General features: G+C 66.5%; 26 protein-coding genes. 14 read left to right on the forward strand and 12 right to left on the reverse strand.

All coding sequences use genetic code 11. From position 1 onward, the window contains the following. The first annotated feature begins 106 nt into the window (after nt 1–106). The 8 genes from ACWEKS_RS39735 to ACWEKS_RS39770 all read left to right on the forward strand — a co-directional run bounded on the left by ACWEKS_RS39735 (nt 107) and on the right by ACWEKS_RS39770 (nt 5,857). Complete coding sequence (locus tag ACWEKS_RS39735; RefSeq protein WP_452344873.1) at nt 107–484, forward strand: ArsR/SmtB family transcription factor; 378 nt, start codon at nt 107–109, stop codon at nt 482–484. A gap of 370 nt (nt 485–854) precedes the next feature. Next, entirely contained in the window at nt 855–1,445 is a 591-nt protein-coding gene (locus ACWEKS_RS39740; RefSeq protein WP_452344874.1) for a DUF3558 family protein, read from the forward strand. Nucleotides 1,446–1,512: 67 nt separating this feature from the next. Further along, complete coding sequence (locus ACWEKS_RS39745) at nt 1,513–1,719, forward strand: hypothetical protein (RefSeq protein ID WP_452344875.1); 207 nt, start codon at nt 1,513–1,515, stop codon at nt 1,717–1,719. A 482-nt stretch (nt 1,720–2,201) separates the two neighbouring features. Beyond that, the gene (locus ACWEKS_RS39750; protein ID WP_452344876.1) at nt 2,202–2,612 is read left to right on the forward strand and encodes an NUDIX hydrolase; all 411 of its coding nucleotides are present in this window, start codon (nt 2,202–2,204) and stop codon (nt 2,610–2,612) included. 139 nt (nt 2,613–2,751) lie between these two features. Beyond that, complete coding sequence (locus tag ACWEKS_RS39755) at nt 2,752–3,873, forward strand: NAD(P)H-dependent flavin oxidoreductase (RefSeq protein WP_452344877.1); 1,122 nt, start codon at nt 2,752–2,754, stop codon at nt 3,871–3,873. A 145-nt stretch (nt 3,874–4,018) separates the two neighbouring features. Beyond that, complete coding sequence (locus ACWEKS_RS39760; RefSeq protein WP_452344878.1) at nt 4,019–4,516, forward strand: hypothetical protein; 498 nt, start codon at nt 4,019–4,021, stop codon at nt 4,514–4,516. Between the two features lie 274 nt (nt 4,517–4,790). Next, a complete protein-coding gene (locus ACWEKS_RS39765) occupies nt 4,791–5,597 on the forward strand; it encodes an HNH endonuclease family protein (protein WP_452344879.1) in 807 nt (268 codons plus the stop codon). Between the two features lie 35 nt (nt 5,598–5,632). Further along, entirely contained in the window at nt 5,633–5,857 is a 225-nt protein-coding gene (locus ACWEKS_RS39770) for a hypothetical protein (protein WP_402775830.1), read from the forward strand. Between the two features lie 3 nt (nt 5,858–5,860). Here the strand turns inward: ACWEKS_RS39770 and ACWEKS_RS39775 are convergent, their stop codons facing one another. After that, the gene (locus ACWEKS_RS39775) at nt 5,861–6,313 is read right to left on the reverse strand and encodes an SRPBCC domain-containing protein (protein WP_354832733.1); all 453 of its coding nucleotides are present in this window, start codon (nt 6,311–6,313) and stop codon (nt 5,861–5,863) included. 75 nt (nt 6,314–6,388) lie between these two features. Here ACWEKS_RS39775 and ACWEKS_RS39780 point away from each other — a divergent pair, with 75 nt between their 5' ends. After that, entirely contained in the window at nt 6,389–6,916 is a 528-nt protein-coding gene (locus ACWEKS_RS39780; protein WP_452344880.1) for an NUDIX domain-containing protein, read from the forward strand. A 22-nt stretch (nt 6,917–6,938) separates the two neighbouring features. On the opposite strand, the gene ACWEKS_RS39785 is transcribed toward ACWEKS_RS39780, so the two are convergent. From ACWEKS_RS39785 to ACWEKS_RS39795, 3 genes are all read right to left on the reverse strand, one after another. Then, nucleotides 6,939–7,535, reverse strand: coding sequence for a Uma2 family endonuclease (locus tag ACWEKS_RS39785; RefSeq protein ID WP_452344881.1), 597 nt, complete (start codon nt 7,533–7,535; stop codon nt 6,939–6,941). Between the two features lie 118 nt (nt 7,536–7,653). Then, a complete protein-coding gene (locus tag ACWEKS_RS39790; RefSeq protein WP_452344882.1) occupies nt 7,654–8,796 on the reverse strand; it encodes a serine hydrolase domain-containing protein in 1,143 nt (380 codons plus the stop codon). Between the two features lie 66 nt (nt 8,797–8,862). Then, nucleotides 8,863–10,266: an MFS transporter gene (locus ACWEKS_RS39795; protein ID WP_452344883.1), complete on the reverse strand. Its 1,404-nt coding sequence runs from the start codon at nt 10,264–10,266 to the stop codon at nt 8,863–8,865. A gap of 100 nt (nt 10,267–10,366) precedes the next feature. Between ACWEKS_RS39795 and ACWEKS_RS39800 the strand changes: the two genes are divergently transcribed. Further along, nucleotides 10,367–10,843, forward strand: coding sequence for a winged helix-turn-helix transcriptional regulator (locus tag ACWEKS_RS39800; RefSeq protein ID WP_452344884.1), 477 nt, complete (start codon nt 10,367–10,369; stop codon nt 10,841–10,843). A 233-nt stretch (nt 10,844–11,076) separates the two neighbouring features. Further along, nucleotides 11,077–11,289: a hypothetical protein gene (locus ACWEKS_RS39805; protein WP_452344885.1), complete on the forward strand. Its 213-nt coding sequence runs from the start codon at nt 11,077–11,079 to the stop codon at nt 11,287–11,289. A gap of 13 nt (nt 11,290–11,302) precedes the next feature. On the opposite strand, the gene ACWEKS_RS39810 is transcribed toward ACWEKS_RS39805, so the two are convergent. Continuing rightward, nucleotides 11,303–12,412: a winged helix DNA-binding domain-containing protein gene (locus tag ACWEKS_RS39810; RefSeq protein WP_452344886.1), complete on the reverse strand. Its 1,110-nt coding sequence runs from the start codon at nt 12,410–12,412 to the stop codon at nt 11,303–11,305. Nucleotides 12,413–12,656: 244 nt separating this feature from the next. After that, nucleotides 12,657–13,823, reverse strand: a complete 1,167-nt coding sequence (locus ACWEKS_RS39815; RefSeq protein WP_452344887.1) for a thiolase family protein — start codon at nt 13,821–13,823, stop codon at nt 12,657–12,659. A gap of 185 nt (nt 13,824–14,008) precedes the next feature. Between ACWEKS_RS39815 and ACWEKS_RS39820 the strand changes: the two genes are divergently transcribed. Both ACWEKS_RS39820 and ACWEKS_RS39825 read left to right on the forward strand, forming a co-directional pair. Further along, the gene (locus ACWEKS_RS39820; protein ID WP_452344897.1) at nt 14,009–14,680 is read left to right on the forward strand and encodes a YoaK family protein; all 672 of its coding nucleotides are present in this window, start codon (nt 14,009–14,011) and stop codon (nt 14,678–14,680) included. 71 nt (nt 14,681–14,751) lie between these two features. Next, nucleotides 14,752–15,339 carry an HdeD family acid-resistance protein gene (locus ACWEKS_RS39825; protein ID WP_452344888.1) on the forward strand — a complete coding sequence of 196 codons (588 nt, stop codon included), beginning with the start codon at nt 14,752–14,754 and terminating at the stop codon, nt 15,337–15,339. 74 nt (nt 15,340–15,413) lie between these two features. Here the strand turns inward: ACWEKS_RS39825 and ACWEKS_RS39830 are convergent, their stop codons facing one another. From ACWEKS_RS39830 to ACWEKS_RS39850, 5 genes are read right to left on the reverse strand one after another with little or no spacing between them, the layout of a single operon-like run. Next, nucleotides 15,414–16,292 carry a phosphoribulokinase gene (locus ACWEKS_RS39830; protein WP_379381040.1) on the reverse strand — a complete coding sequence of 293 codons (879 nt, stop codon included), beginning with the start codon at nt 16,290–16,292 and terminating at the stop codon, nt 15,414–15,416. Nucleotides 16,293–16,338: 46 nt separating this feature from the next. Beyond that, entirely contained in the window at nt 16,339–17,415 is a 1,077-nt protein-coding gene (locus ACWEKS_RS39835; RefSeq protein WP_452344889.1) for a class 1 fructose-bisphosphatase, read from the reverse strand. A gap of 16 nt (nt 17,416–17,431) precedes the next feature. Further along, nucleotides 17,432–18,526 (reverse strand): AAA family ATPase, encoded by a 1,095-nt coding sequence (locus ACWEKS_RS39840; protein ID WP_452344890.1) that lies wholly within the window; start codon nt 18,524–18,526, stop codon nt 17,432–17,434. 25 nt (nt 18,527–18,551) lie between these two features. Beyond that, nucleotides 18,552–18,974: a ribulose bisphosphate carboxylase small subunit gene (locus ACWEKS_RS39845; RefSeq protein WP_452344891.1), complete on the reverse strand. Its 423-nt coding sequence runs from the start codon at nt 18,972–18,974 to the stop codon at nt 18,552–18,554. 16 nt (nt 18,975–18,990) lie between these two features. Next, on the reverse strand, nt 18,991–20,442 hold the full coding sequence (locus ACWEKS_RS39850) for a form I ribulose bisphosphate carboxylase large subunit (protein WP_452344892.1): 1,452 nt from the start codon (nt 20,440–20,442) through the stop codon (nt 18,991–18,993). Between the two features lie 120 nt (nt 20,443–20,562). Between ACWEKS_RS39850 and ACWEKS_RS39855 the strand changes: the two genes are divergently transcribed. Continuing rightward, on the forward strand, nt 20,563–21,438 hold the full coding sequence (locus tag ACWEKS_RS39855; RefSeq protein WP_452344893.1) for a LysR family transcriptional regulator: 876 nt from the start codon (nt 20,563–20,565) through the stop codon (nt 21,436–21,438). Nucleotides 21,439–21,856: 418 nt separating this feature from the next. On the opposite strand, the gene ACWEKS_RS39860 is transcribed toward ACWEKS_RS39855, so the two are convergent. After that, a complete protein-coding gene (locus ACWEKS_RS39860) occupies nt 21,857–24,274 on the reverse strand; it encodes a serine/threonine-protein kinase (RefSeq protein WP_452344894.1) in 2,418 nt (805 codons plus the stop codon). Nucleotides 24,275–24,781: the final 507 nt, after the last annotated feature.

Consider the following 24,781-nt stretch of genomic DNA (forward strand, 5'->3'; position numbering starts at 1 on the left):
TACCTCCACTCAAAGTTCGAATCGACTCGAACTAGTACGAACGAAGTCGAACATAGCATGCTGTACGATGAAAGTCGTACAAGCGTCGACAGTGAGGAGTTCATCGATGCCGGCCAAGCAGCGCCCCGCGCCGAAGTTCACGCTCCCCGCGGAACCGGCCGTCATGCCGGATCCGTTGCCAGAACCCGGACTCGACGAACTGCGACTCGAGACCGTCATGGGCGCGCTCAGTGACCCTTTGCGGCTGCACATCGTCCAGAAATTGCTGCTCGAATCCGAGGCCTACGACCACTCCTGCGGCTGGTTCGGCATCGACCGCCCGAAATCGTCACTGACACACCACTTCAAGGCGCTCCGCGAAGCTGGTGTGACCCGCCAGCGTCAATACGGCCTCGAACGCCGCAGCCAGGTCCGCATCGACGACCTCGAAGCCCGCTTCCCCGGCCTGCTCGAGCTCGTCGCCGCCTGGGAGCCCGCGGACTGACGCCCGCCGGGGGTGATGGTCCTGTCAGCTTGGCGTCACGAACGCTGGTGAGCGCTATCGCAATGCTGGTGGCGAGCCCCAAATTTTGGGGGGCGGTAGTCTTGCTAACAGAATGAGGGGATCATCCGACCAAATGGCCATGAGTCCGAACAGGCTGGATATTCAACAACTTTCGGCGCGCGCTCGTTTGCGGCCGGATGTTCGACCAACCCTCAGAAGGCGCCGATCAATCTTGGCGGCGAAGGACTCCGAGATAGCGAGAAAAGCTAGCGGAACTCTTTTCGCAATCGTGGCGTGTGGTGCAGCCGGCCTGCTCGCGGGATGCGGCACCACAGCCTCCGTGGACAGCTCGCAGACTCCGAGCAGGTCTATGTCGGCGACCAACGCCGCTGCCACCGCCACGGCCCGCACCGACGCCGGATCGGCCCAACCGCAACCCGGCCCGGTCGACGACGATGCCACGACACCCGCGGCCACAGCACCACCCGGCACGCCCGCGCCTGTCACCGCCGCGCCTGGAAGTCCTCCCGTTACTACGGTTTCCACGGCCGGTGTTGTCTGGGATGCGTGCTCGATGTCGGAAACCGCCCTCGCTGCGGCCGGCTTGAATACGGCATCCAAGACACGTATGCCCACTTCAGCCCCGACCTGGCAGGCATGCAGGTGGCAGTCCGCCGACCAGACTTTCGAGTTGGTTCTCACCGCCACCGACGAAACAGTGGATGATCAGCTCACGCCCGGGCACTACCAGGATGTGCGCAGGACCGCGTACTACGGCCGAGATGTGATCGTGTACCGATCGGTGCAGGACACCAACAAGCTGGGGTGCTATGTCGCAACATCGGCCCCTTTCGGCAGCGTCGTGTTCACGGTCCGCAATGTGCGCGTCCAAACGGGCGAGGGCGAACCTTGCGCCGAAGCCAACCGCCTCGGCGCAGCCCTGACCAGGTCATTGCCCTGATCCTGCCGGTGGCATTACTTGATTCACCGATCGAAGAACAAAAGGGAACACAATGCTTGGAAAGACGATGCTGGCCCTCACGGCAGGGATCGTGATCGCCGCCCCGACGACGGCAATCGCCGAGGCCGCACCGCCGACCCCGACCGTTGTCGGCGCACAAGATGTCGCTATCAGCACGGGATCGGGAGCGGCGGACGCTGTGATCAACGGACTGATCGCAGCGATCTTCGGTCCCAATGATCCGTCTCAGTGCAAATTCCCGTACTGCTTCTGAGCCGTACGCGGCGGCCGGCGAACCCGCGACATCGACGCCCCGAATCCAACTGCTCGGGTGGAGCGGGAGTCGAGCCGCCGCTCTCGCGAGGGGCCAGTGGAGGCCGATCCGACTGCTCGATCCGGCCCGTGAGGGCCAGTGGCGCGAAAAGTCACGCCAGGTAGCTGCGGGGCGGGCCTCGGATTCCGAAATGCGTTGCCTGGCAGCATGTTCCCGGCTATGACTGAACGTCGGCGGCCCAATATCGCGAAAAGTCACGCTAAGGAACTACCGCACACAATGTCTCACTATGTGCGGTAACTCCCGTGCCGACCTGAGGAGACGTCCCCGGTGAACCCGCGGCGGGGGGCGGATCGTCATCGACTACTCCGCACCCAACGTGGCCAAGGAAATGATCGACGGCCTCGAGGCTCGTTTCCCCGGCCTGCTCGAGCTCGTCGCCGCCTGGGAGCCCGCGGACTGACGCCCGCTAGGCTGCGCCCATGCAGACGGAGCGGGAGCAGCGGCTGATCGACACGGTGGCCTGGGTGCGAATCGAGGACGGTCGCATCCTGTGCGCGCGGCCGTGCGGCAAGGACGTCTTCTATATCCCCGGCGGCAAACGCGAGGGCGCGGAAACCGATCTGCAAACCCTCGTCCGCGAGATCCGCGAGGAGCTCACGGTCGAACTCGCGCCGGACACCGTCGCTCACGTCGGCACCTACGAGGCGCTGATTCCCGACGCCGTCGTGCGCATGGCCTGCTACACCGCCGAGTATTCCGGCACCCTCGCGGCCAGCAGCGAGATCGACGAGATCGCCTGGTTCACCTACGCCGATCGGCCGCACGTCCCGCCCGTGGACCAGCTCCTTTTCGACGATCTGCACGCCGACGGCCTGCTCGCGCACGGCTGACCACTCCCGGCAACTAGAACATGTTGTTGACAGTGACCTACGGGCAGGCATCGAGAGACTGGTCCGAATGTAGAACATGTTCTAGTGTGGTGGGCACAACATTTCCAGTGCCGGAAAGTTCAGAGGAGCCCACCACACCATGCGTACCGAGATCTGTGATCGCCTCGGCATCGACGTACCCATCTTCGCCTTCACCCATTGCCGGGACGTGGCCGCCGCGGTCAGCAATGCGGGCGGTCTGGGTGTGCTCGGCGCGGTCGGGTTCACCGCCGAACAGCTCGAGGTCGAGCTGCAGTGGCTCGACGAGCACGTGCAGGGCGTCTACGGCGTGGACCTGGTCATCCCCTCCAAGTACGAGGGCAAGGGCGTCGAAGGCCTGAGCCCCGAGGAGCTGGAGGCCCAACTGGCCAAGCTGGTTCCGCAGGAGCACCGCGACTTCGCCGAGAAGATCCTCAACGACCACGGCGTGCCGCACCTGCCGCCGGAGGAGCGCCACAACCAGCTGCTGGGCTGGACCGCCACCACGGTCGCCCCGCAGATCGAGGTGATCCTGAAGCACCCCAAGGCCAAGCTGGTCGCCAACGCGCTGGGCACCCCGCCCGATGACGTGATCAAGCAGATCCAGGACTCCGGCCGCCTCATCGGCGCGCTGTGCGGTTCGGTCAAGCACGCGCTCAACCACAAGAACGCCGGTCTGGACTTCGTGGTCATGCAGGGCACCGAGGGCGGCGGCCACTGCGGTGAGATCGCCTCCATGGTGTTGTGGCCGCAGGTCATCGACGCCATCGGCGACATGCCGGCGCTCGCGGCCGGTGGTATCGGCAATGGCCGCCAGGTCGCGGCCGCCCTCGCCATGGGCGCGGCGGGCGCGTGGACCGGCTCGCTGTGGCTGACGGTGGAGGAGGCCAATGTGCCGCCCGCCCAGATGCAGACCTACATCGACGCCACCAGCCTCGACACCGTGCGCTCGCGGTCGTGGACCGGCAAGCCCTGCCGCATGCTCAAGAACGACTGGACCGAGGCGTGGGAGCGTCCCGACACCCCGAACCCGCTGGGCATGCCGCTGCAGATGATGGTCGCCCTCGACGGCGTCAAGCGCGGCCACCGGTACCCGGAGCAGGCCAAGGACGTGAACTTCAACCCGGTCGGCCAGGTCGTCGGCATGATGAACAAGATGGAGCGCTCCGCCGACGTGGTGCAGCGGCTCATCACCGAGTACCTGGAGTCCTGCGAGCGGCTGAACAAGCTCAACAACGCCTGATTCTCAGGACATCGACACCGCCTGATGCTCAGGCGATTCGGCGCGTCGGGTAGGGCTGCCCGGCGCGCCGACGCATCTCCGGCGGGCGCGGCACCAGGTCGCGGGCTGCCGGGGCGGACCATAAGCCGGCGCTAGGGTTGTCCCCATGGGGAAGGTCGAGCGGGTGCTGCGGGCCGCGTACTACGCGCTGCTCTCGGTGCCGGTTGCCTTCGCGCCCACGGGGGTTCGGGCCCGGGTGGTGCGGCGAGTGTTCCGGGCGCCGTTCGAGCTGCGGGAACCGGGACCGTGGCGGACCGCCGGGCACACGGTGCTGGCGGTCGCGGTTGGACTGGTCGCCTGGTTCGCGGCGTTCCTGATGGTGCTGGCCGCGGTGCGCGGCATCTTCTATCCCCTGGTGGCGGCGCACGATTTCGAACATTCCTGGGGCGGTCCGACATTGGCCGGGGCGTGGGCGGTGCATTTCGCCGGCGGCGCGCTGCCGTTCCCCCTGTGGGTACTGCTCATCGCCGGGCTCGGAATGCTCGAACAGCGTCTCGCCCAGCGGTTGCTGGGCCGCAGCGGTCCGTGGTGGCCGGTACCGGTGGCCATCGCGCTGTGCGCGGGCGGCGCGGTGTTCTTCATAGCCTGGTGGCATCAGATCTAGCGCGACACGGCAACGCGCCGGAAGCCGAGCGGAAATCCCTGCACCGTCATTGTTTTCGATCTCACGGCGACTCAGTATGGAATTGCGGCGGGTGTGCCGCGAGTCCGGTTCCGGACGCCGATTCTCGGGGCGCGGTGTGACACCGGTCTCCGAAACCCTCGTGCGGCTTGCCGTTTCGGGTCGCTGATTGCCAAGGTTTGCGGGATATGTTGCACACGAAGCCGTCACGCCTGTCGAAGCCCCTGTCCCCGGCCGCCGCGGGCGGTGATGCGCGGTGACATGGTCGAAGATCCGTTCCTCCCCCACCCTGCGCCGCGTCTTGAAAGCGGCGGTGTCGCTGCTGTTCGTGATCGTGCTGGCCATCGTGGCCGTCGTCCTCGAAAAGCATGTCGGCACCGATAAATCGGACGCGAGCGGCCCGCCGATACCGGATCGCGGCGCTCAACCGGCGGGATCGGCCAAGGAGATCAGCAGTCTGCTGGGCAAACTGAAGGTGGCCGACGAACTGCCGATGACCGGTTACTCCCGCGACCGATTCCCGCACTGGGACACCGACAAGCCCGAGCACGGATTCGGTGACGCCTTCGCGCAATACAATCGCTGCACCACCCGTGACGTGGTGCTACTACGTGACGCCACCGGGCCGGTGAAGCTGGATCCGAGCAGCTGCAAACTGAGCGTCGGCACCAATGGCGGCTGGCGCGACCAGTACGGGGTCATGGACAAGAAGACCAACGCCCTCAAGCCCTACAAGTGGACCACCGATTCGTCGGCCCTGGACATCGACCACATCGTGGCGCTGGCCGAGGCGTGGCGTTCGGGCGCTGCGAACCTCGACGACGACACCCGGCGCCATATCGCCAATGACGCGCTGAACCTGGTGATTTCCGATCCCACCGCCAACCGCTCCAAGGGCGACCAGGATCCGTCCAGTTATCTGCCGCCCGGGACCTTCCGGTGCGCCTATATCGGGCACTACATCCAGGTGAAAGTAAAGTACGGATTGAACGTCGATACCAAGGAGCAGACCGCACTGCAGACCGCGGTGAAGGACTGTGCCAGCAAGGGAGAGTTCACATAGTCGCCGTTGTCGAAATCCGCAGCGAGGCAGCCGTCATGACCCGGGAAGAGGGAACGGTCTCCGGGGATCTCGATGTGACGCTGGATTATTCGGGTCACGGGCTGGTGCGCTATCGCGGCACCGCCACCTGGTACACCATCGGCAATCTGGAGGACGAGGAACCACGCAGTTGGACCAGCGTGCAGGACCTGGCCACCGCCATCGAGAACGAGAGCGGTGGCCGCGACGCCGCCGGCAACGTGCTGCCGTTCGAGGCGTGAACGCTAGTCGCGCACGGCTTTCAGGGCCTCTGCCCGCGTTTTGACGGCGTCGGTCATGCCCTCGAACCCGGTGGTCAGCGCGCCGCCCAGCAGGCCGGCGACCACCGGGGCCAGCGGCCCGTTGAGCTGGAAGTGCGAGAAGTAGCGGGTGCGGCCGTCCTCGAGCGGGGTCAGGGTGTGCGAGCGCTCGCTGCTGAGCAGGCCCAGCGGCGCGGGCTTCATGTTGTAGCTGAATTCCTTACCCGGTGTGTGGGAACGGATGAACTCGCGCTGCTGCTTGGGTTTCGGCCCGACCAGCCGCACCTTCATATCGATCGGCGACCCCGGTTCGAGGGTGGTCTTGCACTCCAGGCAGAAGGGATTCCATTCCCCGTACTTGTCCACGTCGGTGAGCACCTGCCAGACCAGCTCGGCGGGCGCGTCGATCTCCACGCTTTTGTCGATGACGAAGGCCATAGGGGAACAATACTGAAACCAGTTCTAGAAGGTGGGGCGGGCCGCCACTCCGCGGAGGGACAGTACCGTCGAACCATGACCCTCGCCGACCGCTATCCCCTCCTCCACACCCCCGCTCGGTGGGAATGGGGCGGCCTCGACGTCCAGTTCTCCACCGACCTCCCACCCGACCACCTGGTCACCAACATCCACGTCGTCTGCTTCCTCGGCGACCGCATCGTCCTCTGCCGCGACGACCGGAACCGCTGGATCCTCCCCGGCGGCACCCGCGAAGCCGGAGAATCCATCGAGTCCTGCGTAATCCGCGAACTTGCCGAGGAAGCCGGCGCCGAACTGTCCGGCCCCCTGCACCACTTCGGCGCCCACTACGCCACCACCGACCGGCCCGCCCCCTACCGCCCTTGGCAACCCCACCCCCACAAAGCCTGGCTCTGGTGCACCGCCGACGTCACCCTCACCGGCGACCCCACCAACCCCGATGACGCAGAACAAATCCTGGAAGTCCGCGCCTTCCCCCTCGCCGAGGCCATCCACCGGGCAGCCACCGACGGCTCCCACGTCCCCGAACTACTCGAACTCGCCGCCGAACTTCACCCACGCTGACCCCCGAGAACCGCAGTGCGCCTCAGCCATCCAATCGACTGAATGGAACGACTGCTGAATAAGGGCTCTCCAGCAGCAACGCGTCTTCGTGGGTTTCGGCAAGCCGGTAGGTCCGCGCGGCCCAATCGAGCCGGTACTCCTGGATCATCTTCACATAGAGACTCGAGTCCAGATAGACGATCAGATAGACCGGAATCCCCTCGTATGCGTATTCGGCACGCTTGTCGACCGTGTCCGTGTATCCGGAACCGGGCGATACGACTTCGACGACCAGCAAGGCATCGGCGGTGGTGAGTTTGGTGCCGCGTTCGACACCGCGGTAGACGGTCGCATCGGGGCGACGGAACGAGAAGGCGCCGTCGCGCCGCTTCCTCCGGGTGAAGTGGATGTCTACATCGGTCGACACCCGCATACAGGGGTCGTCGGGCTTCGCCGCTTCGATATGATTGGCGAGCCGCCGAGCGACATCACTATGTTCCGCGCTGCCGCTTTGGCAGCGGATGACATTCCCGTCGATGACTTCGATCAGCTTGCGCAGGGCATCCGGGAGCTCGTCGTACTGCTCCTCGGTGAGCTCCAGCGCCCCGGGATCGTCGGCCCACACAGGCAGTTCGGTCACTGGCAACCTCACTCGAAACGGGACGTCAGGGCAAGGTCATGGTACGCGCCGAGTGCCGGAACCCTGGGGATGCTCGGATTCCATCCCCGGCGGATGACTGCAGGGGCGGTTGTGACCGTTACGGGCACAGGGCGTCGCTGAGTAGGCCGGTGATGTCCGGGTCGGTGTCCGGGGAGTCGTTCATCGCGATGGTCACCGCGCGGCCCTCTCGGGTGGCGCCGGAAATGGTGAGGTAGCCGGCGATCTCGCCGACGTGGCCGAAGTAGTGTGCGCCGCAGGGAAGTTGGATCGCGCCGATGCCGAGGCCGTAGTCGAGGGCGCTGTCGGGGGAACGGGGTGGGGTTGTCAGCATGTCGTGCAGCTGCCCGTCGGCGACGATCTTTCCGGCGAGCAGGGCCATGAAGAAGTGGTTCAGGTCGTTGCCGGTGGAGATCAGTCCGCCTGCCGACCACCCCACCGACGGCTCGGAGCGGGTGACGTCGGCCGGGACGCCGCCGACGAGGGTGTAGCCCTGCGGGTGTGGGCCGCGGAAGCCGGTCTCGCCCGGAGCGGGCAGGTAGGTGTCGGCGAGCTGATTCGGCGTCGTGATCCGGCCGGTGAGTTCCTCGGAATACGTTCTGCCCGTGACCTTTTCGACCAGCATGCCCGCGACGATGAAATTGGTATTGGTGTACTTGAACCGCTCCCCCGGCGCGAACTGCGCGGGCCGGCGCAGCGCGATCGCGATCTCCTCGGAGGGAGTGAAGGTGCGGCCCCCGGCCGCGGCGCGCACCTCGTCGAGTTCGGGGTCGTCGGAGAGTTCCGGCAGTCCGCTGCGGTGCTGGAGGATCTGGCGCACCGTGATCATGCGCCCGTCCACGCCATTGCCCCTGAGGAGGCCGGGTAGATAGGTGTCGACGGGTTCGTCGAGCCGCACCTTCCCTTCCGACACCAATTGCATGATGAGTGCCGCCGCAAAGGTTTTGGAGATGCTGCCGACCCGCACCTGCTGCGGCGGGGCCATCGGAATCGGCGCCCGGGTGGTACGGTCCCCGACCCCGGCGGTGAGGGTGATGGTCTGCCCGTTCTCGGTGAGGGTCGCGATCACCCCGGTGGTCCCGGCCCGCACCAGCCCGTCGATGTCGTCGCGAATCCGCTCGACCCGCTTGGGCGACACCGCCATCGGGGTGGTGGAGACCGGCTGCGGCGCCGAGGTGGCCATACTCCCGCATCCCGCGGCCCCCACCAGCGCCAGCGCTGTCACCGTCAGTCCGATTCGCATATCTCGACGGTAGGGACGGCCGCGGAGCGGGACATCCGGACAACCCCTGAGTCGGTCCCTGAGAATCTACCCGGATACCGGTGCGGCCTTCGGCATTCGCGCTGCCAGGCCCAGCACGCCCGCGGCCACCGAAGCGCCGGCGATCACATACCAGCCGTGCTGGAAGGCGTCGAGGGTCGCCTGCGCGCCGGCCGGTGTACCCAGCACCGCCACCAGAACGGCCACACCCACGGCCATTCCGAGCTGTCGCGCCATGCTCAGCACCGCCGACCCGGTCGCGAACTGCTGCGGCGGCAGCCCCGCGGTCCCCGCCGCCACACTGGTCGGCATGGTCAGGCCGACGCCCAGACCGGTCACCAGCATGCCGCCGAGCAGCCCGGCCGGATAGTCCGGCCGCAGCGTGATCGCCTGCGCCCACCAGACGATTCCAGCCGCGAACGCCACCCCGCCGAGCGCGAGCACCGGCCCGACACCGATCCGGGCGATGAGCCGGCCCGCCGACACCGCCACCAGCGGCACGATCAGCGGCCCGGGCGCGATCCCCAGCCCGGTCTGCAAGGCCGACCACCCCCACACGTTCTGCATCCACAGCACCGCCGACAGCAGCATCCCGGCGAACGCGATATTGAACAGCAGCGAATTGCCGAGCATGAGCGCGAAATTCGGCACGCGCAGCAGTCCCGGATCGACGACGGGACTGTGATGGCGACGCGACGACACCACGAACACCACCGCGAACACGGCGGTCGCCGCGAACGCGCCGATGACGCCGGGCGATCCCCACCCCCAGTCCTCACCCTTGACGACGGCCAGAATCAGCGACGCCACCGACCCGATCAACATGAGCGCGCCGACCCCGTCCGGCATCGATCCGCCAGTGCCGTTCGCTCGCGGCAACAGCCGCGCCCCCAGCACCAGCGCGATGATCCCCAGTGGCACGTTCACCAGAAACACCCAGCGCCAATGCAGTTCGACCAGCAGTCCGCCGATCACCGGCCCCAGCGCCGCACCCAGACCGCCGAACGCCACCCACAGCCGCACCGCCGTCGCCCGTCGCTCGGCCGGTGTCGCGGCCAGCAGCAGGCCCAGCGAGGACGGCGTCAGCAACGCCGCGCCCGCCGCCTGCAGGACCCGGAAGGCCACCAGCGCACCGGTATTCCACGCCACCGCGCACAGCGCCGACCCCAGCACGAAGACGCCCAGCCCGGTCAGGAACGCGGTCTTGTTCCCATTCCGGTCACCCAGCCGCCCGGCGGGAACCAGCAGTGCCGCGAACACGATCGAATACGCGTTGAGCACCCACGACAGTCCCGCGATCCGGGCTCCCGAGAAATCCTCCGCGATCCGCGGCAGCGCCACATTGACGATGAACAGGTCCAGGCTGGACAGCAGCACCGCCACCGCGACGATCCCGAGCACCACCCGTGGATCGACGGCCCGGCGTTCCTCCTGTGCGACAACGGTGCTCATCGTTCTCCCCCATACGTCCGGCCGTAGGCCCGAGTGAGTTTCTTCATGAGACGGACCATAGGCGAGTGAGTCTTCTGAAGCAACCGACTATGCTGGGGTCATGCGGCGAACCAGCTTCGAGGACATGAACTGCTCCATCGCCCAGTGCCTGGAGGTGGTGGGCGAATGGTGGACCCTGCTCATCGTCCGTGACGCCCTCTTCGGCATCACCCGCTTCGACGACTTCCGCTCCCGCCTGGGCATCGCCCGCAATGTCCTCACCCAGCGCCTGGAACACCTTGTCGCCCAAGGCATCATGGACAAAACCCCCTACCAGGACAACCCGGTCCGCTACGACTACCTGCTCACCGACAAGGGCCGCTCCCTCTGGACGATCCTGGCCGCCATGCGCCAATGGGGCGACGAATGGGCCGCCCCCGCCGGCCCCCCGATCGAATCCGTCCACAAGGCCTGCGGCCACATCATGACCGTCCAGCCCGTCTGCTCGGAATGCGGCGACCACCTGACCGCCAGGGACCTACGCCCCCAACTGGGCCCTGGCGCTCACGACCCGTCCCTCCTGCCCAGCAGCAACTGACGGACAAATCCCACTCGACAGCAGAGAGGGCGTGAATCCTTCGGGCCACCTTGTGGTGTCCTCGTACATCGCGTCGCCGGCCGGATGCTGCCGGTCACGATTGCCGACGAGTAGGTCCGCGACGTCAGGTGCGATGCGAAACGCAGGTGCTCCGGGCCGCGCCAAAGCGTAGAATTCCGCATCATGTGTGGGCCGAAGGGGCTCGCGCACACCGGATTCGGGGGGATCTCGCGATGTCGGACCTGCGTGGAGCGCGAAGGACCTGGCGTTTTCTGGTCGCGTTGGCCATCACGGGTGGGTTGTGCCTTGCCAGTTTGGTCAGCTACATCGTCAACTTCGACCATATGGAGCATTGGAGCCAGCTGTTCGCGGTGCTGACAGTGGCATCTGCGGCTCTGTTCTGGTTTGCGGGGTGGGTCCCGCTGCCGTCACGGGACCGGCGGTGACCGGGAATCTGCGTCAGGCAGCGCGGACTGTTGTGACGGGTTGGCCGGTGGCCTTGGCAATGCGGGGTAGTTCGGCGGTGAGCTGGGCGGTGGGGATGGGTGCGCCGTCGAACATGGAGACGGTCAGGTCGCCCTTGTTCAGGTCCCAGGTTCCGGTGATCCGGCCGCCGGTCAGGACGAGTGGGGAAATCCAGCCTGCGGTGCGGCTGACCTTGGCGCGGTGGTCGCCGGGGAGGAGGACGGTGTCGCCGGTGCCGGGGCCCAGGACGTACTGGTCGAACTGGCCGAGGAGGTGGATAGCGGAAGTTGGTTTGGTCCTGGCGAGTTCGTCCAGGTGAGCTGTGAGGAAGTAGCCGGGTCGGCCCTCGACGTCGATCTCCGTCAGCTCGTTGCCGAGGTCCGAAAACCAGCGGCGCACAGTCGGTTTGCTCAGGAACCCGCGAGTCAGCCAGGTATTGAAGATCTCCGGGGTGGCGGGGCCGTAGGCGCCGAGGTAGGCACGGATGATGCTGGGCGCGGCGGCATCCGGGTCGGGGATACCGGACCAGCCGGGGATGACGTGCGCGGGATTGGTGAAGGTGACCGACGTGCCACGGGACGGGCCGTGGCACAGCGCGCCCTGCCAGGCCAGGGGCTTCAGCATCGAACCCCACCCGGAGCGCAGATGGCCCTCCAGCGGCTGGAATCGCCGCTCGGCGATCAGCTCCGCGACCAGTTCGTCGCGGGTCAGAACACGCCCGTCGAGAATGTCACCGACCGCCTTGACCAGCGCCGCCACATCATCCGGTGTCGCCCCGGAAGCCCTTGTCCACGCAGGTTTCTCCCACGTGCGTGCGGACGCCATGAGCGATAACGCAGCGGCCCCCTGCTCCGGCGTCAGGGCGTGCAGCGTGCCACGCATCGCCCACGTCTTCATCAGCGCGCCCGCCGCCAGCGCCGTCACCACCGCACCGGGCTCACCTGCCGAACGCCGCAGCGCCACAGCGGTTTCCGCCGCCGACGTCACCTGCGCCTGCACCCCGCACAGCCGCTCGACCACAGCCACGGCATCGCTGTTCGTCCGCGGATCCACGAACTGCCGCTGGACCCGCCAGCTGAACACCTGATCCCACGAAACCTGCACAACGCCTCCGCCTATCCCACGCGCTGCCCGCGCAACCGACGCCAGCCTACGGCCGGTCTCCGACAGTGCCGGCGATTTCCCGTGCCCGGGAAGCCATCCGGCGTGCAGCGCGCAGGCACCCGATGCGCTGTCGGGGCGGCGGCGAAAGGGTCGCTTCGTCGAGGCCTCCGGGCCGACGAGGGCGGCAGCCCTGCCGGCCTCGGCCCGCTCGCTGCCGAGCGTGCCCGTGATGCGAGGCGCGAACTCAGAGGCGTTCGATGATGGTGGCGTTGGCCAGGCCGCCCGCCTCGCACATGGTCATGAGGCCGTAGCGGCCGCCGGTCTGTTCGAGGTGGTTGAGCATGGTGGTGAGGATGCGGGTGCCCGAGGCGCCGAGCGGGTGCCCCAGGGCGATGGCGCCGCCGCGCGGGTTGAGCTTGGCCGGGTCGGCGCCGAGCTCGTGTGCCCAGACCAGCGGCACGGGCGCGAACGCCTCGTTCACCTCGTAGACGTCGATGTCGTTGATGGACAGTCCCGCTCGCGCCAGCACCTTACGGGTGGCCGGAATGACGGCGGTGAGCATGAGCAGCGGGTCGTCACCGGTGACCGCGAAGGAGTGGAAGCGGGCGCGCGGCTTCAGGCCGAGCTGGGCGGCCTTCTCCTCACTCATGATGAGCGCCGCCGACGCGCCATCGGTGAGGGGCGAGGAGTTGCCGGGGGTGATGGACCATTCGATTTCCGGGAACCGGGCCTTGAATTCGGCGTCCACGAAGGCGGGCTTCAGCCCGGCCAAGTCCTCGACGGTAGTGCTGGGGCGGATGGTCTCGTCGGCCGTGAGCGATCCCGCCGGGACCAGTTCGTTGTCGAAGCCTCCGGACGCCGCGGTGGCGGCGGCCAATTGGTGCGAGCGCGCCGCGAATTCGTCGAGCGCGGTCCGGTCGAACTTCCAGCGCGCGGAGATCACCTCGGCGGAAATGCCCTGCTGCACAAGCCCGTCCGGGTACCGGTGCGCGATCGGCCCGCGATTGGCGTCGCGGCCCTGGGCGTTGGAGAACATCGGCACCCGCGACATGGATTCCACGCCGCAGGCGATGGCGATGTCGTAGGCCCCCGCGATGACACCCTGCGCCGCGAAATGGGCGGCTTGCTGTGAGGATCCGCACTGCCGGTCCACCGTCGTGGCGGGCACCGCTTCCGGGAAGCCGGCCGCCAGCACCGCGGTGCGGGAGATATTGAAGGCCTGCTCGCCACTCTGGGTGACGCAACCACCGATCACATCATCGACCAGCGCGGGATCGATCCCGGTGCGCTCGACCAGGCTTTCCAGCATGCCCGACAGCAGTGTCGCCGGATGCACTTCCGACAGGCCGCCACCTGTTTTACCCTTCCCGGAGGGGGTGCGGACAGCGTCGACGATGACGGCGGAGGTCATGACTTCTCCTTGTTCCCACTGGACATCCCAGTTGCGAATTCCGGTTAACATACGCACTGTACCGCACCGGCAGCGCGGCGTCACCGGCGCGAATTTTCCCTCCGGGCCGACATCCTGCGGATTGCTAGCCTGTTGCTGTGGCTGCGACCGGCAAGCAACCTCAGAAGCCCTTCTGGGATCTCGAGATGCGGCTGTCCGCGGTGCTGTCAACGCTGGCAGGATTCATCGGCGCGGCCGCGTACGCCCACTCGGAGGGCTATTTCGTCACCTTCATGACCGGCAATACGGAACGCGCGGTTCTCGGCAACTTCACCGGCGACCCGACCCTGGCCGGCGGCGCGGCCGCGATCATCGCCTGCTTCCTGGCCGGCGTCTTCATTGCCTCGATCTGCCGCCGCTACTGGTGGACCAACCATCCGCACGGCGCGACCATGCTCACCACCGGTGCGCTGCTGCTCGCGGCCATCGTGGACGCCGCGCTCGGCGAGCGTGGCATCGGCCTGATCCCGATCCTGTTCGTCGCCTTCGGCATGGGCGCGCTCAACACCTCCTTCGTCAAGAACGGCGAGGTCTCCATTCCGGTCAGCTACGTCACCGGTACCCTGGTCAAACTCGCGCAGGGCATCGAGCGACACGTCTTCGGTGGCGGCACTGCCCGTGACTGGCTCGGCTATGCGACGCAATATGTTTCGTTCAGCCTGGGCGCGCTCATCGGCGGCCTGGTGTCGCTGGTGGTGAACGGTTCCTCCATGCTCAATGCCGCGGTCGTCGGTTCGCTGCTGGTCGCCGGATACACCTGGCGGGCCGACATTCGCTGGGTGCGGCGCATCGCGCGCCTGAGTGCCGACGACGATTGAGTCATGTCACAGCCGCGCAACACTTGGCTAATTGATCGCAAACGGCCCGAACTGGTCATATTCTGCTGAACATGACAACCAGCAAAGAGGGAGTTTACGAAGGGCCGGTCCATGCACTGGCCCGCAGCGCGTGGCAGTCGATCCTGGTCACCGGCCTTCTCTCGGTGGTGCTGGGCATCCTGGTGCTGGTGTGGCCCGGACCCACCCTGGTCGTCGCCGGTGTCCTGTTCGGCATCTACCTGCTCGTATCCGGTGTTTTCCAGCTGATCGCGGCCTTCGGAATGCACATCAGCACCTGGATGCGGGTGCTGTCCTTCATCACCGCCATCCTGTCGTTCATTCTGGGCTTCTTCTGCTTCCGCAACGAGTTCCAGGCCATCGGCCTGCTGGCGCTGTGGATCGGCATCACCTGGATCTTCCGCGGCACCGCGGTGCTGGTGGCCGCGATGTCCGATGCCGCCGTCCCGGGCCGGGGCTGGCAGGTCCTGTTCGGCATCCTGCTCATCGTCGGTGGTGGTCTGCTGATCGTGGAGCCGTTCCGCTCGATCACGGCCCTGGTCGTGGTGGTCGGCTGCTGGCTGATCGCCATCGGCGTCTTCGAGGTGGTCTCGGCCTTCCTGGTGAAGAGCCGCGCCAAGGATGTGCCCACGGCCGTCTGACCGCTTCGATGCGCGTAACCCACGGCGGTCGCCCTTCCTGGGCGGCCGCCGTTTCTCGTGCGGCACAACCCGGATCAGCGCAGCCGCTTGGGCCGCTTGTCCATCAGCCGCAGGATCAGCGGCGTGAAGATGAGCTGCATCGCCAGGTCCATCTTCCCGCCCGGCACCACGATGCTGTTGGGCCGCGACATGAACGAATCGTGCAGCATGGACAGCAGATACGGAAAGTCGATGACTTTCGGATCGGCGAAGCGGATCACCACAAAACTCTCGTCCGCGGTCGGAATGGTCCGGGCGGTGAAGGGATTCGAAGTATCCACCGTGGGCACCCGCTGGAAGTTCACATAGGTCCGCGAGAACTGCGGGCAGATGTGCTTCACGTAGTCGGGCATGCGCCGCAGAATGGTGTCGATGATGGCCTCGCTGGAGTAACCGCGCTCGGTCTTGTCGCGGTGCACCTTCTGAATCCACTCCAGGTTGATGATGGGAACCACGCCCACCAGGAGATCGGCATAGCGGGCCACGTCGACGCCGTCGCCGACCGCCGCCCCGTGCAGGCCCTCGTAGAACAGCAGATCGCTGCCCGGCGACAGCTCCTCCCACGGCGTGAACGTGCCCGCCGGCTGCCCGAAGGGTTTGGCTTCGTCGTCATCGTGCAGGTAGCGCCGCACCGCACCAACCCCGGTCTCCCCGTACTCGCGGAACAGTGACTCCAGTTCGGTGAGCAGGTTCGCCTCCGGCCCGAAATGGGAGAAGGTCAGGTTGCGATGCTGTTCGGCCTCTGCCATGGCCAGCTTCATCTCGTTGCGGTCGTAGCGATGGAACGAATCCCCCTCCACGATCGCCGCGCTGATTCCCTCGCGGCGGAATATCTCCTGGAAGGTTCGCGTGACGCTGGTCGTCCCCGCACCGGACGACCCGGTGATCGCGACCACGGGATGTTTGACCGACATGGCACCTCCTCGATTGCCGGACAACAGCTTTCACACACCCGGCCGCTCAGTGCCGGGACGCGCGGAACAGAGAGCGGGAACCGAAGAGCGAGGCGTCGAAACTGGGCCCCTCCTCCGGTTCGCGGTGATAGCGCTCGATCCGTTCGACCTCGTTGCGGGAGCCGAAGATGAACGGGATCCGCTGGTGCAGCTCCTCGGGCCGCACATCCAGCACCCGTTCGTGCCCGGTGCTGGCCGCACCCCCGGCCTGTTCGACGATGAAGGCGATCGGATTGGCCCCGTACAGCAGCGAAACCCGGCCCGGGCGTTCGGGATTGCGGGTATCGCGCGGATACATGTAGAGCCCGCCGCGGGTCAGGATGTGAAAGGTGTCGGCCACCAGCGAGGCGACCCAGCGCATATTGAAATCCCGTCCGCGCGGGCCGTCCACGCCTTCGAGGCATTCGTGGACATAGCGGCGGACGGGGCGTTCCCAGAACCGCTCATTGGCGGCATTGATGGCGAAACCGGAAGTGTCGTCGGGGATTCGCATGCGTGGATGGGTGAGTACGAACGCGCCCACCTCGCGATCCAGCGTGAACCCGTCCACCCCGTTGCCGGTGGTGAGCACCAGCATGGTCGCGGGCCCGTACAGCGTGAAGCCGGCGCACACCTGCTGGACGCCCGGCTGGAGGAAGTCGGCGCCGGCGGCCTCGCGCCCGTCCTCCGGAGCGCGCAGCACGCTGAAGATCGTTCCCACCGGCAGATTCACGTCGATATTGCTGGATCCGTCCAGCGGATCGAAGGCCAGCAGATACTTCCCGCGCCGGTACTCGGTCGGCACCTGATGGCATTCGCGCATCTGCTCGGACACCAGCGCCGCCAGCGGTCCGGTCCACTGGCTCTCGGCGACCATGATGTCGTTGGCGATCGCGTCCATCTTCCGGTGCACGGTGACCGGCAGATTCTCGGCATCGGATGCGCCCAGGGAGCCGACGATCGCTCCCCGGGTCACTTGATTCCCGATGATCTTGGTTGCGGTGGCGAGCACGTTCAGCAGCGCCGAGAACTCCCCGGACGATCCGGGATGCCGGTGCTCCTGCTCGATGGTGTAGCGGGTGAGGGTCTTCAATCCTTCGGGCACAATCGCTCTCAATTCGTCATGGAGGGGCCCCCTCGTCGGCGAGGGCGTCCGCGAACACACTGCTGCCGAGGACATCGCTGTCCGTCAGGGTGATCAGATCCGTGCGACCGACCGGCCGGTGCAGTTCGACCAGGCGTTTGGCCTGCCGCAGCCGGCAGCGCTCGAGGGCATTGCGCACGCTGCGGGCATTGGCGAAGCGGGGGCGGGCCATGCGCAGCTTCAGATAGCGCGAGAAGGCCTGTGCGGCTTCCGGATCGAAGCGGAAGTTCTCGTGGCGCACCATGAGTTCGGCGATGGCCATGAGCTCGTCGTGGGTGTAGTCGGGGAACTCGATGTGGTGGGCCACCCGGGAGGACAGGCCGGGATTGGCGGAGAAGAAGGTCTCCATGCGGTCCGGGTAGCCGGCGAAGATGACCACCAGGCTGGTGCGCTCGTTCTCCATCTCCTGCAGCAGGATCTCGATCACCTCCTGCCCGTAGTCACGCTCGTTCTCGGGACGGAACAGGTAGTAGGCCTCGTCGATGAACAGCACTCCCCCGGCGGCCTTGGCGAGGGCCTCCTTGGTCTTGGGCGCGGTGTGACCGATGAACTGGCCGACCAGATCATCACGGGTGACGGTGTGCACCTTGGGTTTCCGGATGTACCCGAGGGCGTGCAGCATCTCGGCCATGCGCAGGGCGACCGTGGTCTTCCCGGTGCCGGGCCCGCCGGTGAAGCTCATGTGCATGGTCGGGCGGGTAGCCTCGAGCCCGAAACGCTGACGGGCGCGATCGATGAGCAGCAATGCGGCGATTTCCCGCACGCGGCGTTTGACGTTCGCCAGACCCACCAGTTCCGCGTCGAGGCGGGCGAGAGTGTCCTCGACGTCCTTGCCCGCGACATCCGTCGACAGATCCAGCAGGGCGTCCTCGGCCAGCATCTCCGGTGGGCCGGCAGCGGGGCGGTGCAGATGGTCGGCCGCCGAATCCTCCGGTCGGGGAGGACCATCGGCGGCCGTACCACGCACCGGTGCGGGGCTCGTGACCCCGGGCCGGTGCATCTGGAACCCGCCCGCCGGGCGGCCGGCTGCAGGCTGCCGGCCGCCCGGTACCGCGGGGCGTTCCGCGCTCACGATATCCTCCCGTTCCGAAAGCTGTTCAGCCGCCATACCTTTGGCCCGGACGGTCGTCGAGTGCGTAGGCATGGAAGCCGTAGTGCTGACGGCGGTCGTCGGACTCGGTCCGGTCGAGGCGGAAACCGGGCTCGTGGGCCGGACGCTGCACGAGGAAACTCAGCGCCGTGGTCTGCCGGCCGTAGGAGGCGTCGTAGGCGTTCACGCGAATGTAGTGGCGCGGGAACGTGGCCCGGCAGGCGTTGATCTCGGCGAGCACCCCGTCGGGCTCGTCCAGATCGAACAGCGGCAGGCCCCACATCTCCCAGTAGTTGTTGCGCGGATGCGGATCGTCGGTGTATTCGATGGACACCGGCCAGTTGTTGAGCAGGGCGTAGCGGACCTGGGCGGCGATCTCGATGTCGTCGAGGTCCGGCAGGTGCGAGAAGGTGCCTTGGCGCAGATGCATGGGGATTCCTCGACTTTCAGCGGGAGGCCGTCGGGACGGCGTCGGGGGCGTCGGTGGAGGTGTAGTCGAAGGTGACATCACCCCAGGTGGCGAGCGCGACGTCGAGCGGGCGGCAGATCTCGGCGGCGCGGCGCAGCACGTCCGGGCCCTCCTTGAGCAGATCGCGACCCTCGTTGCGCGCCTTGACCACTGCTTCGAGGGCGACCCGGTTGGCTTCCGCGCCCGCGGCGATCCCCATCGGATGGCCGATGGTGCCGCCGCCGAACTGCAGGATGGCGTCGTCGCCGAACAGGTCCAGCAGCTGGTGCATCTGGCCGGCGTGGATGCCGCCGGAGGCGACCGGCATGACGCCGGGCAGGCTGGCCCAGTCCTGGTCGAAGAAGATGCCGTTGACCGGGTTCATCGGAATGTGGTTGTCGCGCAACGTGTCATAGAAGCCCTTGACGGTGTGCGGATCACCTTCCAGCTTGCCGATGACCGTGCCCGCGTGCAGGTGATCCACGCCGATCAGCCGGCACCACTTCGCCAGGACCCGGAAGCTGACGCCGTGGGTCTTCTGCCGGGTGAAGGTGGAGTGCCCGGCCCGATGCAGGTGCAGCAGCATGCCATTGCGGCGCGCCCACTTCGACATGGACTGCATGGCGGTGTAGCCGACCGTCAGGTCCATCATGATGATGCAGCTGCCGAGCGATTTCGCGAATTCCGCGCGCTCGTACATGTCCTCCATCGTGGCGGCCGTGACATTGAGATAATGCCCCTTCATTTCTCCGGTTTCGGCGATGGCGCGGTTGACGCCCTCCATCGCGAACAGGTAGCGGTCGCGCCAGCGCATGAACGGCTGCGAGTTGATGTTCTCGTCGTCCTTGGTGAAATCGAGTCCGCCCCGGCAGGCTTCGTACACCACGCGGCCGTAGTTGCGGGCCGACAGACCGAGTTTCGGTTTCACCGTGGCGCCCAGCAGTGGGCGGCCGTATTTGTTGAGATACTCCCGTTCCATAACGATTCCGTGCGGCGGACCCTGAAAGGTCTTGACATACGCCACGGGAATGCGCATATCTTCCAGCCGCAATGCCTGCAGCGGTTTGAAACCGAAGACATTGCCGATGACCGAGGAGGTGAGGTTCGTGATGGAACCCTCCTCGAAGAGATCGAGATCGTAGGCGACATAGGCGAAGTACTCGCCCTTGCGGCCCGGCACCTCGTCGACGCGGTAGCACTTGCCCTGGTAGCGCTCGTGCGCGGTGAGCCGATCGGTCCAGACCACCGTCCAGGTGGCCGTGGATGATTCACCCGCCACCGCCGCGGACGCCTCCACCGGATCGACGCCCCGCTGGGGCGTCACCCGGAAGACCGCCAGGACATCGGTGTCCTTGGGCTGATAGTCGGGAGCGTAGTATCCCATCGACGCGTACGACTGCACACCCGGATCCCACCGGCTGCGCTGATCATCGACAGATCCGGCCATCATTCCTCCTGCGAACCGGGTTGGGCGACTTGTGATTCCCAGGATGACCGGGCCGTTAACGACAAACAATTCGATTGTTTCTGTTCTCGCTCAACCTTTTCGTCGAGTTTGCTACCGTTGAGTATGGGTACGGTGAGCGCGGTGCGCATGGAAACCTTTCTCGCCGTTGCCAAGCACTCCAGCATTCGCCGCGCGGCCGTGCAGTTGCACATCACCGAAGCGGCGGCCTCCGCGGCCGTAGCACACATCGAGAAACAACTCGGCGCGAAACTCGTCGCCAAATCCGGGCGGGGTATCGCGCTCACCGAGGCCGGGCGGGTCTACGCCGACTACTGCCGCAGCATCCTCGGCTTGATGAAGGAGGCGCACGCCGCCGTCCGGGAAGCCGAGACCGGCCGGTTGCGTATCGGCGTGGTGGGGACCGCCGGCGAATACGTGCTGCTCCGGCTGCTCGCGTCCTTCCGCATCCGGTACCCCGACATCGAACTGGGCCTGTCCATCCAGCCCCGCGACGTGCTGTACCTCGAATTGACCCACCACGAAACCGATCTCGTGATCGCCGGCCGCCCACCCCGCGACGCCGGACTGGTCACCCGCGCCCGCCGCCCCTGCCAGCTGGTCGTGGTCGGCGCACCCGACGCCTGGCCCGACCCTTGCGAGGCCACCTGGCTCCTGCGCGGCAAAGGCTCCGGTACCCGCGACACCACCCTCGCCCTCTTCGACCGCCTCCAAATCCTCCCGCCCACACTGACTCTCGGCACCCACGGCACCGCGCTGGCCGCCGCCCGCGAGGGCCTGGGCATCACCCTCATCCACTCCGACGCCGTCGCCACCGACCTGGCAGCCGGACTGCTCGAAGTCATCGCGGTGGAGGGCACTCCCCTCAACCGCCCGTGGCACGTCGTCACCACCCGCACCCCCGCCCCCGCTGCCCGCCTGTTCCTCTCCCACATCACCGATCCGGACAGGGTCGGCGACAAGGCGTTTCGCGGAGTCTGATCCGCAGTTTCGCGAATGGGGATCTCACCGATCTGCAGGAAGCTCAATCAAGGGGCCACGCGGGCTTCGTTGGAACTTCGACGACTACGGCAAGCTCGGCCCATTGCCTGGGATACGAATTGGCCAGAGTGTGCGCACTCGGTGGCTAGCCCAGGCAATGATATTGCCCGCCAAGAGAATTCAGCCAGTGAACGGTTGGCCGCAACTGGTAGTCGGCGCAGTTCCGGAGTCGGGTTGCGACATGCCGGTGTGGTGCGCTGACGTGCGACTCGCATGCGATGCAACTATTTCGCATCTGGTGTGACCAGCGGAGGGGGTTTCTGTGGGATTTGACGGTGGTGGAGCGCCGGGAGTGAAACCAGACAGTTGAAGACGGAACCTCACCGTCTTCCGGGACGCAGGCCCTGTTCGCTCATAGTCAACTGGCGGCATTCGGCTCCCGCTGTCCGCAGACGGGATCCATCACACGTCCCAACGCCTCCAGATCGGCCTCGATCGCCCGGAACAACACATAGACGACGATGAACGCAATGATCGCGCCGATGCACAATACCCGCACCGCCACGAGCATCAACGGAATGGCCTCCGGCGGCAGCAAGGTCACCCCAGCAATCGCGAGCAACGGCACCGACGCCGCTACCGCGAGATAGACGGTGCAGCGCCGACCGAGTCTGCGCAGGTGCAGCGTATCGACCGTCGTGATGTCGCCCTGCGGGAGGAACATCGGATAGATACAGCGCACCATGTAGAACGTCACCAGGATGGACGGGTAGGCCACCGCGATTGCGCCGCAGACCAGCGCCCCGCCCAGGAAGTGCAGCGCCGCATCGCCGGTGAGTTCATTTGTCGTGAGGTGCATCACGATCGGAAAGATGATCGCCGCCAGGCTCCACAGCGAAAGCGGCACCAGCACAGCACGATCGCCCAACCGCACGGCGTCTGATCGAGCCCGGGCCAGCACCCGCGGGTCGTATTCCCGACCCTGGCGTAGCCCGCGCGAGACGATGAGCAGACACCGCGACATATAAAGCACCAACGCAATGCCCAACGGGAATAACACCGCGTTCACCAGGGCTACGGCGATCCACCACTCACGCTGCGCTGAAAGGCTCAGCCGGTCGATGATCAGCGTCTTATTGTGCTCGATGTTGTACGCCGCAGCGAGCGCGTTCGGAGTGAGTATGGCCAGCACCACCATTGGCACCAGCCACGGCCGAAGTCGCAGCCGCCAGCTGGATGGCGGCGGGTCGACCAGGTCGCGGGCGCGCTCGTCGAGGCACACTTGCAGTTGCTGGGCCAGTTCCGCGCCGTCGGCCCACCGCTTGTCACGCTCGGACACCAGGCACATCAGCAACACCCGGCGCAATGCCGCCGGGCAGTCGGGCGGAATCCGTTCGAGCGCACCCGGATCCACCCCGGCCCGACGGCGCTTCAACATGGCCGCCAGCGTGGTGGCGTCGCTGGATTCACCCGCAGTAGTGTCATCGAACGGCTTGGCGCCGGTGAGTAACTCCCACAGCACAACGCCGAGCGAATAGATGTCCGCGCGGGTGTCGAGATCGTCGGCGGACCGGTCGTAGCCGGGGTGACAGGCCTCCAGCTGTTCCGGCGACATGTACGACAGCGATCCGCCGAAATAGGAGACCGGGTTGGCTTCGTCGAGGTCGCGGCTGAAACTGACGTTGAAATCGGCGAGCTTCGGCACGGCCTCGGCGGTGAGCAGCACATTGGCCGGTTTGACGTCGCGGTGCAGCACGCCGTGTGCGTCCGCGTAGGCCAGCGCCTCGGCGAGCCGGCGCCCCAGCCAGGCGACGGTCTCCGGCCATGAAAGCGTCGCGATCTGAGCGCGCACGCTGGAATCGGTCGGCCGGATCTCGCCCTTCTCCGCCATCGCGGCGTCGACCGCGTCCAGCAGCAGATGTCCAGTGCGCAGTTGCGGTGCGGTGGCCCGCACCCTGCGCAACACGCTCAGCAGGGTGCCGCCGGGCAGGAATTGCATGTACAGCATCCGCAGCCTCTGCCCATCGGGTGCGATGTCCAGACCCGGATGGTCCAGCAGCCGCTGATCGAAGACGCGCACGATGTAGTCGTGGTCGAGCTGTGCCAGCGTTTGCGGTTCGGTGCCGCGGTCGGCGGAGATCTTCACTGCCACCAGCCGCTGGAGCGACCGCTGCCGGGCCAGGAACACCCGTCCGAATGCACCGCTGCCCAGCACTGTCAGCAGGTCGAAATCGTCGATTCGATCGCCGACCACGATACGGTCCAGGTTGGCGGCCCGTGTCCCGGTGGTGTCCTGGGCGGCGCGGAGGTCGGTCGCCGTGCGGATCGTATTCTCCGACGAGGTGATCGAGTCGGCGGAGCTCGCGACGGTAAGCTCTATGCCGCCGCGCCGGGTCCCCTGATTCTCCTCTCCGGCGTTGAGCAGCTCGCGCAGCTGCGCCGCCTGCTCGGGATAGTCCCGCAGGTATTCGCCCGGATCCACCTGCTCACCACATTGGCGGCGGATCACGAACTCTTCGTACACCAGGCTGGCCGGAATTTGCTCCAATGTCAGTTCGGGAAATTCGGAGCAGTATTCGGCTAGCCGCTTGGGCCCGAGTGTGGCCGCGACGGGTTCATGAGGCCGGCTCCCTGCCGATAAACGCAGCCACCGATGCCGCAGGTCGATCCGGATCAGTTCGATCAGCGCACCCAGGTGTGCGTCCGGTAGATAGTCGGCGATGGCCGGCGGCTGGATATCGGATTCCCACGCAGCGGCAAAAGCGGCCATGGCGCCGGATTCGATTCCGGCCGTTGGTCGCCCGAACCCCTTCCCCGAGTCTGAGCTGTAGCTCATATCTGCACCTATCGAGCCGGACCACACACTCGTCGCTCAGTGGATCAGGCGGACACGACAACCGCCACACCCCACACCATCATCCCCCGAGAGATGCCGGGAACCATCAGTGGTGCACGTGAGTGGGCGTGGCTATGGCCTGGACCCCCATCGGTTCCCCGGCTGCCACACCGGTCACAGCTACGTGGAGCAGCTACGCTGCAGGCCCTCGGCTGCGGTCCCCATCGGGCTGGACACCGCGAACCCGCGACAGTTGATTACGCAATCCCGCCAGTCTGCGACCCGACATCAACTCGTCCGCGAAGTCGGCGCACCCGTGTTGTGCATCGTCAGCCGCAACGCCGGCGCTCGTGTTCCGGCAGCCGTAGAGCTGATCAGTGCAGATGCGCAATGACCAGTGGTCGACGCGGTCGGTTGCGTCCAATAGCGTGGTGTAGGAGCTCGCCGAGTAGTCCGGTGAGTATCGAATCCCGGACATGAGGGTGGTCACCGCGTGATCCTCGAAGG

The organism is Nocardia sp. NPDC004711, from assembly GCF_053601595.1.

Coding starts and splice junctions, on each gene's coding strand:
- ACWEKS_RS39775 (WP_354832733.1), bottom strand. CDS start 6,313: ATGGCCTTCGTCATCGACAAAAGCGTGGAGATCGACGCGCCCGCCGAG.
- ACWEKS_RS39845 (WP_452344891.1), bottom strand. CDS start 18,974: ATGCATCTGCGCCAAGGCACCTTCTCGCACCTGCCGGACCTCGACGAC.
- ACWEKS_RS39795 (WP_452344883.1), bottom strand. CDS start 10,266: ATGAGCACCGTTGTCGCACAGGAGGAACGCCGGGCCGTCGATCCACGG.
- ACWEKS_RS39770 (WP_402775830.1), top strand. CDS start 5,633: ATGACCCGGGAAGAGGGAACGGTCTCCGGGGATCTCGATGTGACGCTG.
- ACWEKS_RS39825 (WP_452344888.1), top strand. CDS start 14,752: ATGACAACCAGCAAAGAGGGAGTTTACGAAGGGCCGGTCCATGCACTG.
- ACWEKS_RS39760 (WP_452344878.1), top strand. CDS start 4,019: ATGGGGAAGGTCGAGCGGGTGCTGCGGGCCGCGTACTACGCGCTGCTC.
- ACWEKS_RS39780 (WP_452344880.1), top strand. CDS start 6,389: ATGACCCTCGCCGACCGCTATCCCCTCCTCCACACCCCCGCTCGGTGG.
- ACWEKS_RS39755 (WP_452344877.1), top strand. CDS start 2,752: ATGCGTACCGAGATCTGTGATCGCCTCGGCATCGACGTACCCATCTTC.
- ACWEKS_RS39855 (WP_452344893.1), top strand. CDS start 20,563: ATGGGTACGGTGAGCGCGGTGCGCATGGAAACCTTTCTCGCCGTTGCC.
- ACWEKS_RS39740 (WP_452344874.1), top strand. CDS start 855: ATGTCGGCGACCAACGCCGCTGCCACCGCCACGGCCCGCACCGACGCC.
- ACWEKS_RS39815 (WP_452344887.1), bottom strand. CDS start 13,823: ATGACCTCCGCCGTCATCGTCGACGCTGTCCGCACCCCCTCCGGGAAG.
- ACWEKS_RS39745 (WP_452344875.1), top strand. CDS start 1,513: ATGCTGGCCCTCACGGCAGGGATCGTGATCGCCGCCCCGACGACGGCA.
- ACWEKS_RS39805 (WP_452344885.1), top strand. CDS start 11,077: ATGTCGGACCTGCGTGGAGCGCGAAGGACCTGGCGTTTTCTGGTCGCG.
- ACWEKS_RS39830 (WP_379381040.1), bottom strand. CDS start 16,292: ATGTCGGTCAAACATCCCGTGGTCGCGATCACCGGGTCGTCCGGTGCG.
- ACWEKS_RS39850 (WP_452344892.1), bottom strand. CDS start 20,442: ATGATGGCCGGATCTGTCGATGATCAGCGCAGCCGGTGGGATCCGGGT.
- ACWEKS_RS39735 (WP_452344873.1), top strand. CDS start 107: ATGCCGGCCAAGCAGCGCCCCGCGCCGAAGTTCACGCTCCCCGCGGAA.
- ACWEKS_RS39860 (WP_452344894.1), bottom strand. CDS start 24,274: ATGAGCTACAGCTCAGACTCGGGGAAGGGGTTCGGGCGACCAACGGCC.
- ACWEKS_RS39750 (WP_452344876.1), top strand. CDS start 2,202: ATGCAGACGGAGCGGGAGCAGCGGCTGATCGACACGGTGGCCTGGGTG.
- ACWEKS_RS39820 (WP_452344897.1), top strand. CDS start 14,009: ATGCGGCTGTCCGCGGTGCTGTCAACGCTGGCAGGATTCATCGGCGCG.
- ACWEKS_RS39800 (WP_452344884.1), top strand. CDS start 10,367: ATGCGGCGAACCAGCTTCGAGGACATGAACTGCTCCATCGCCCAGTGC.
- ACWEKS_RS39790 (WP_452344882.1), bottom strand. CDS start 8,796: ATGCGAATCGGACTGACGGTGACAGCGCTGGCGCTGGTGGGGGCCGCG.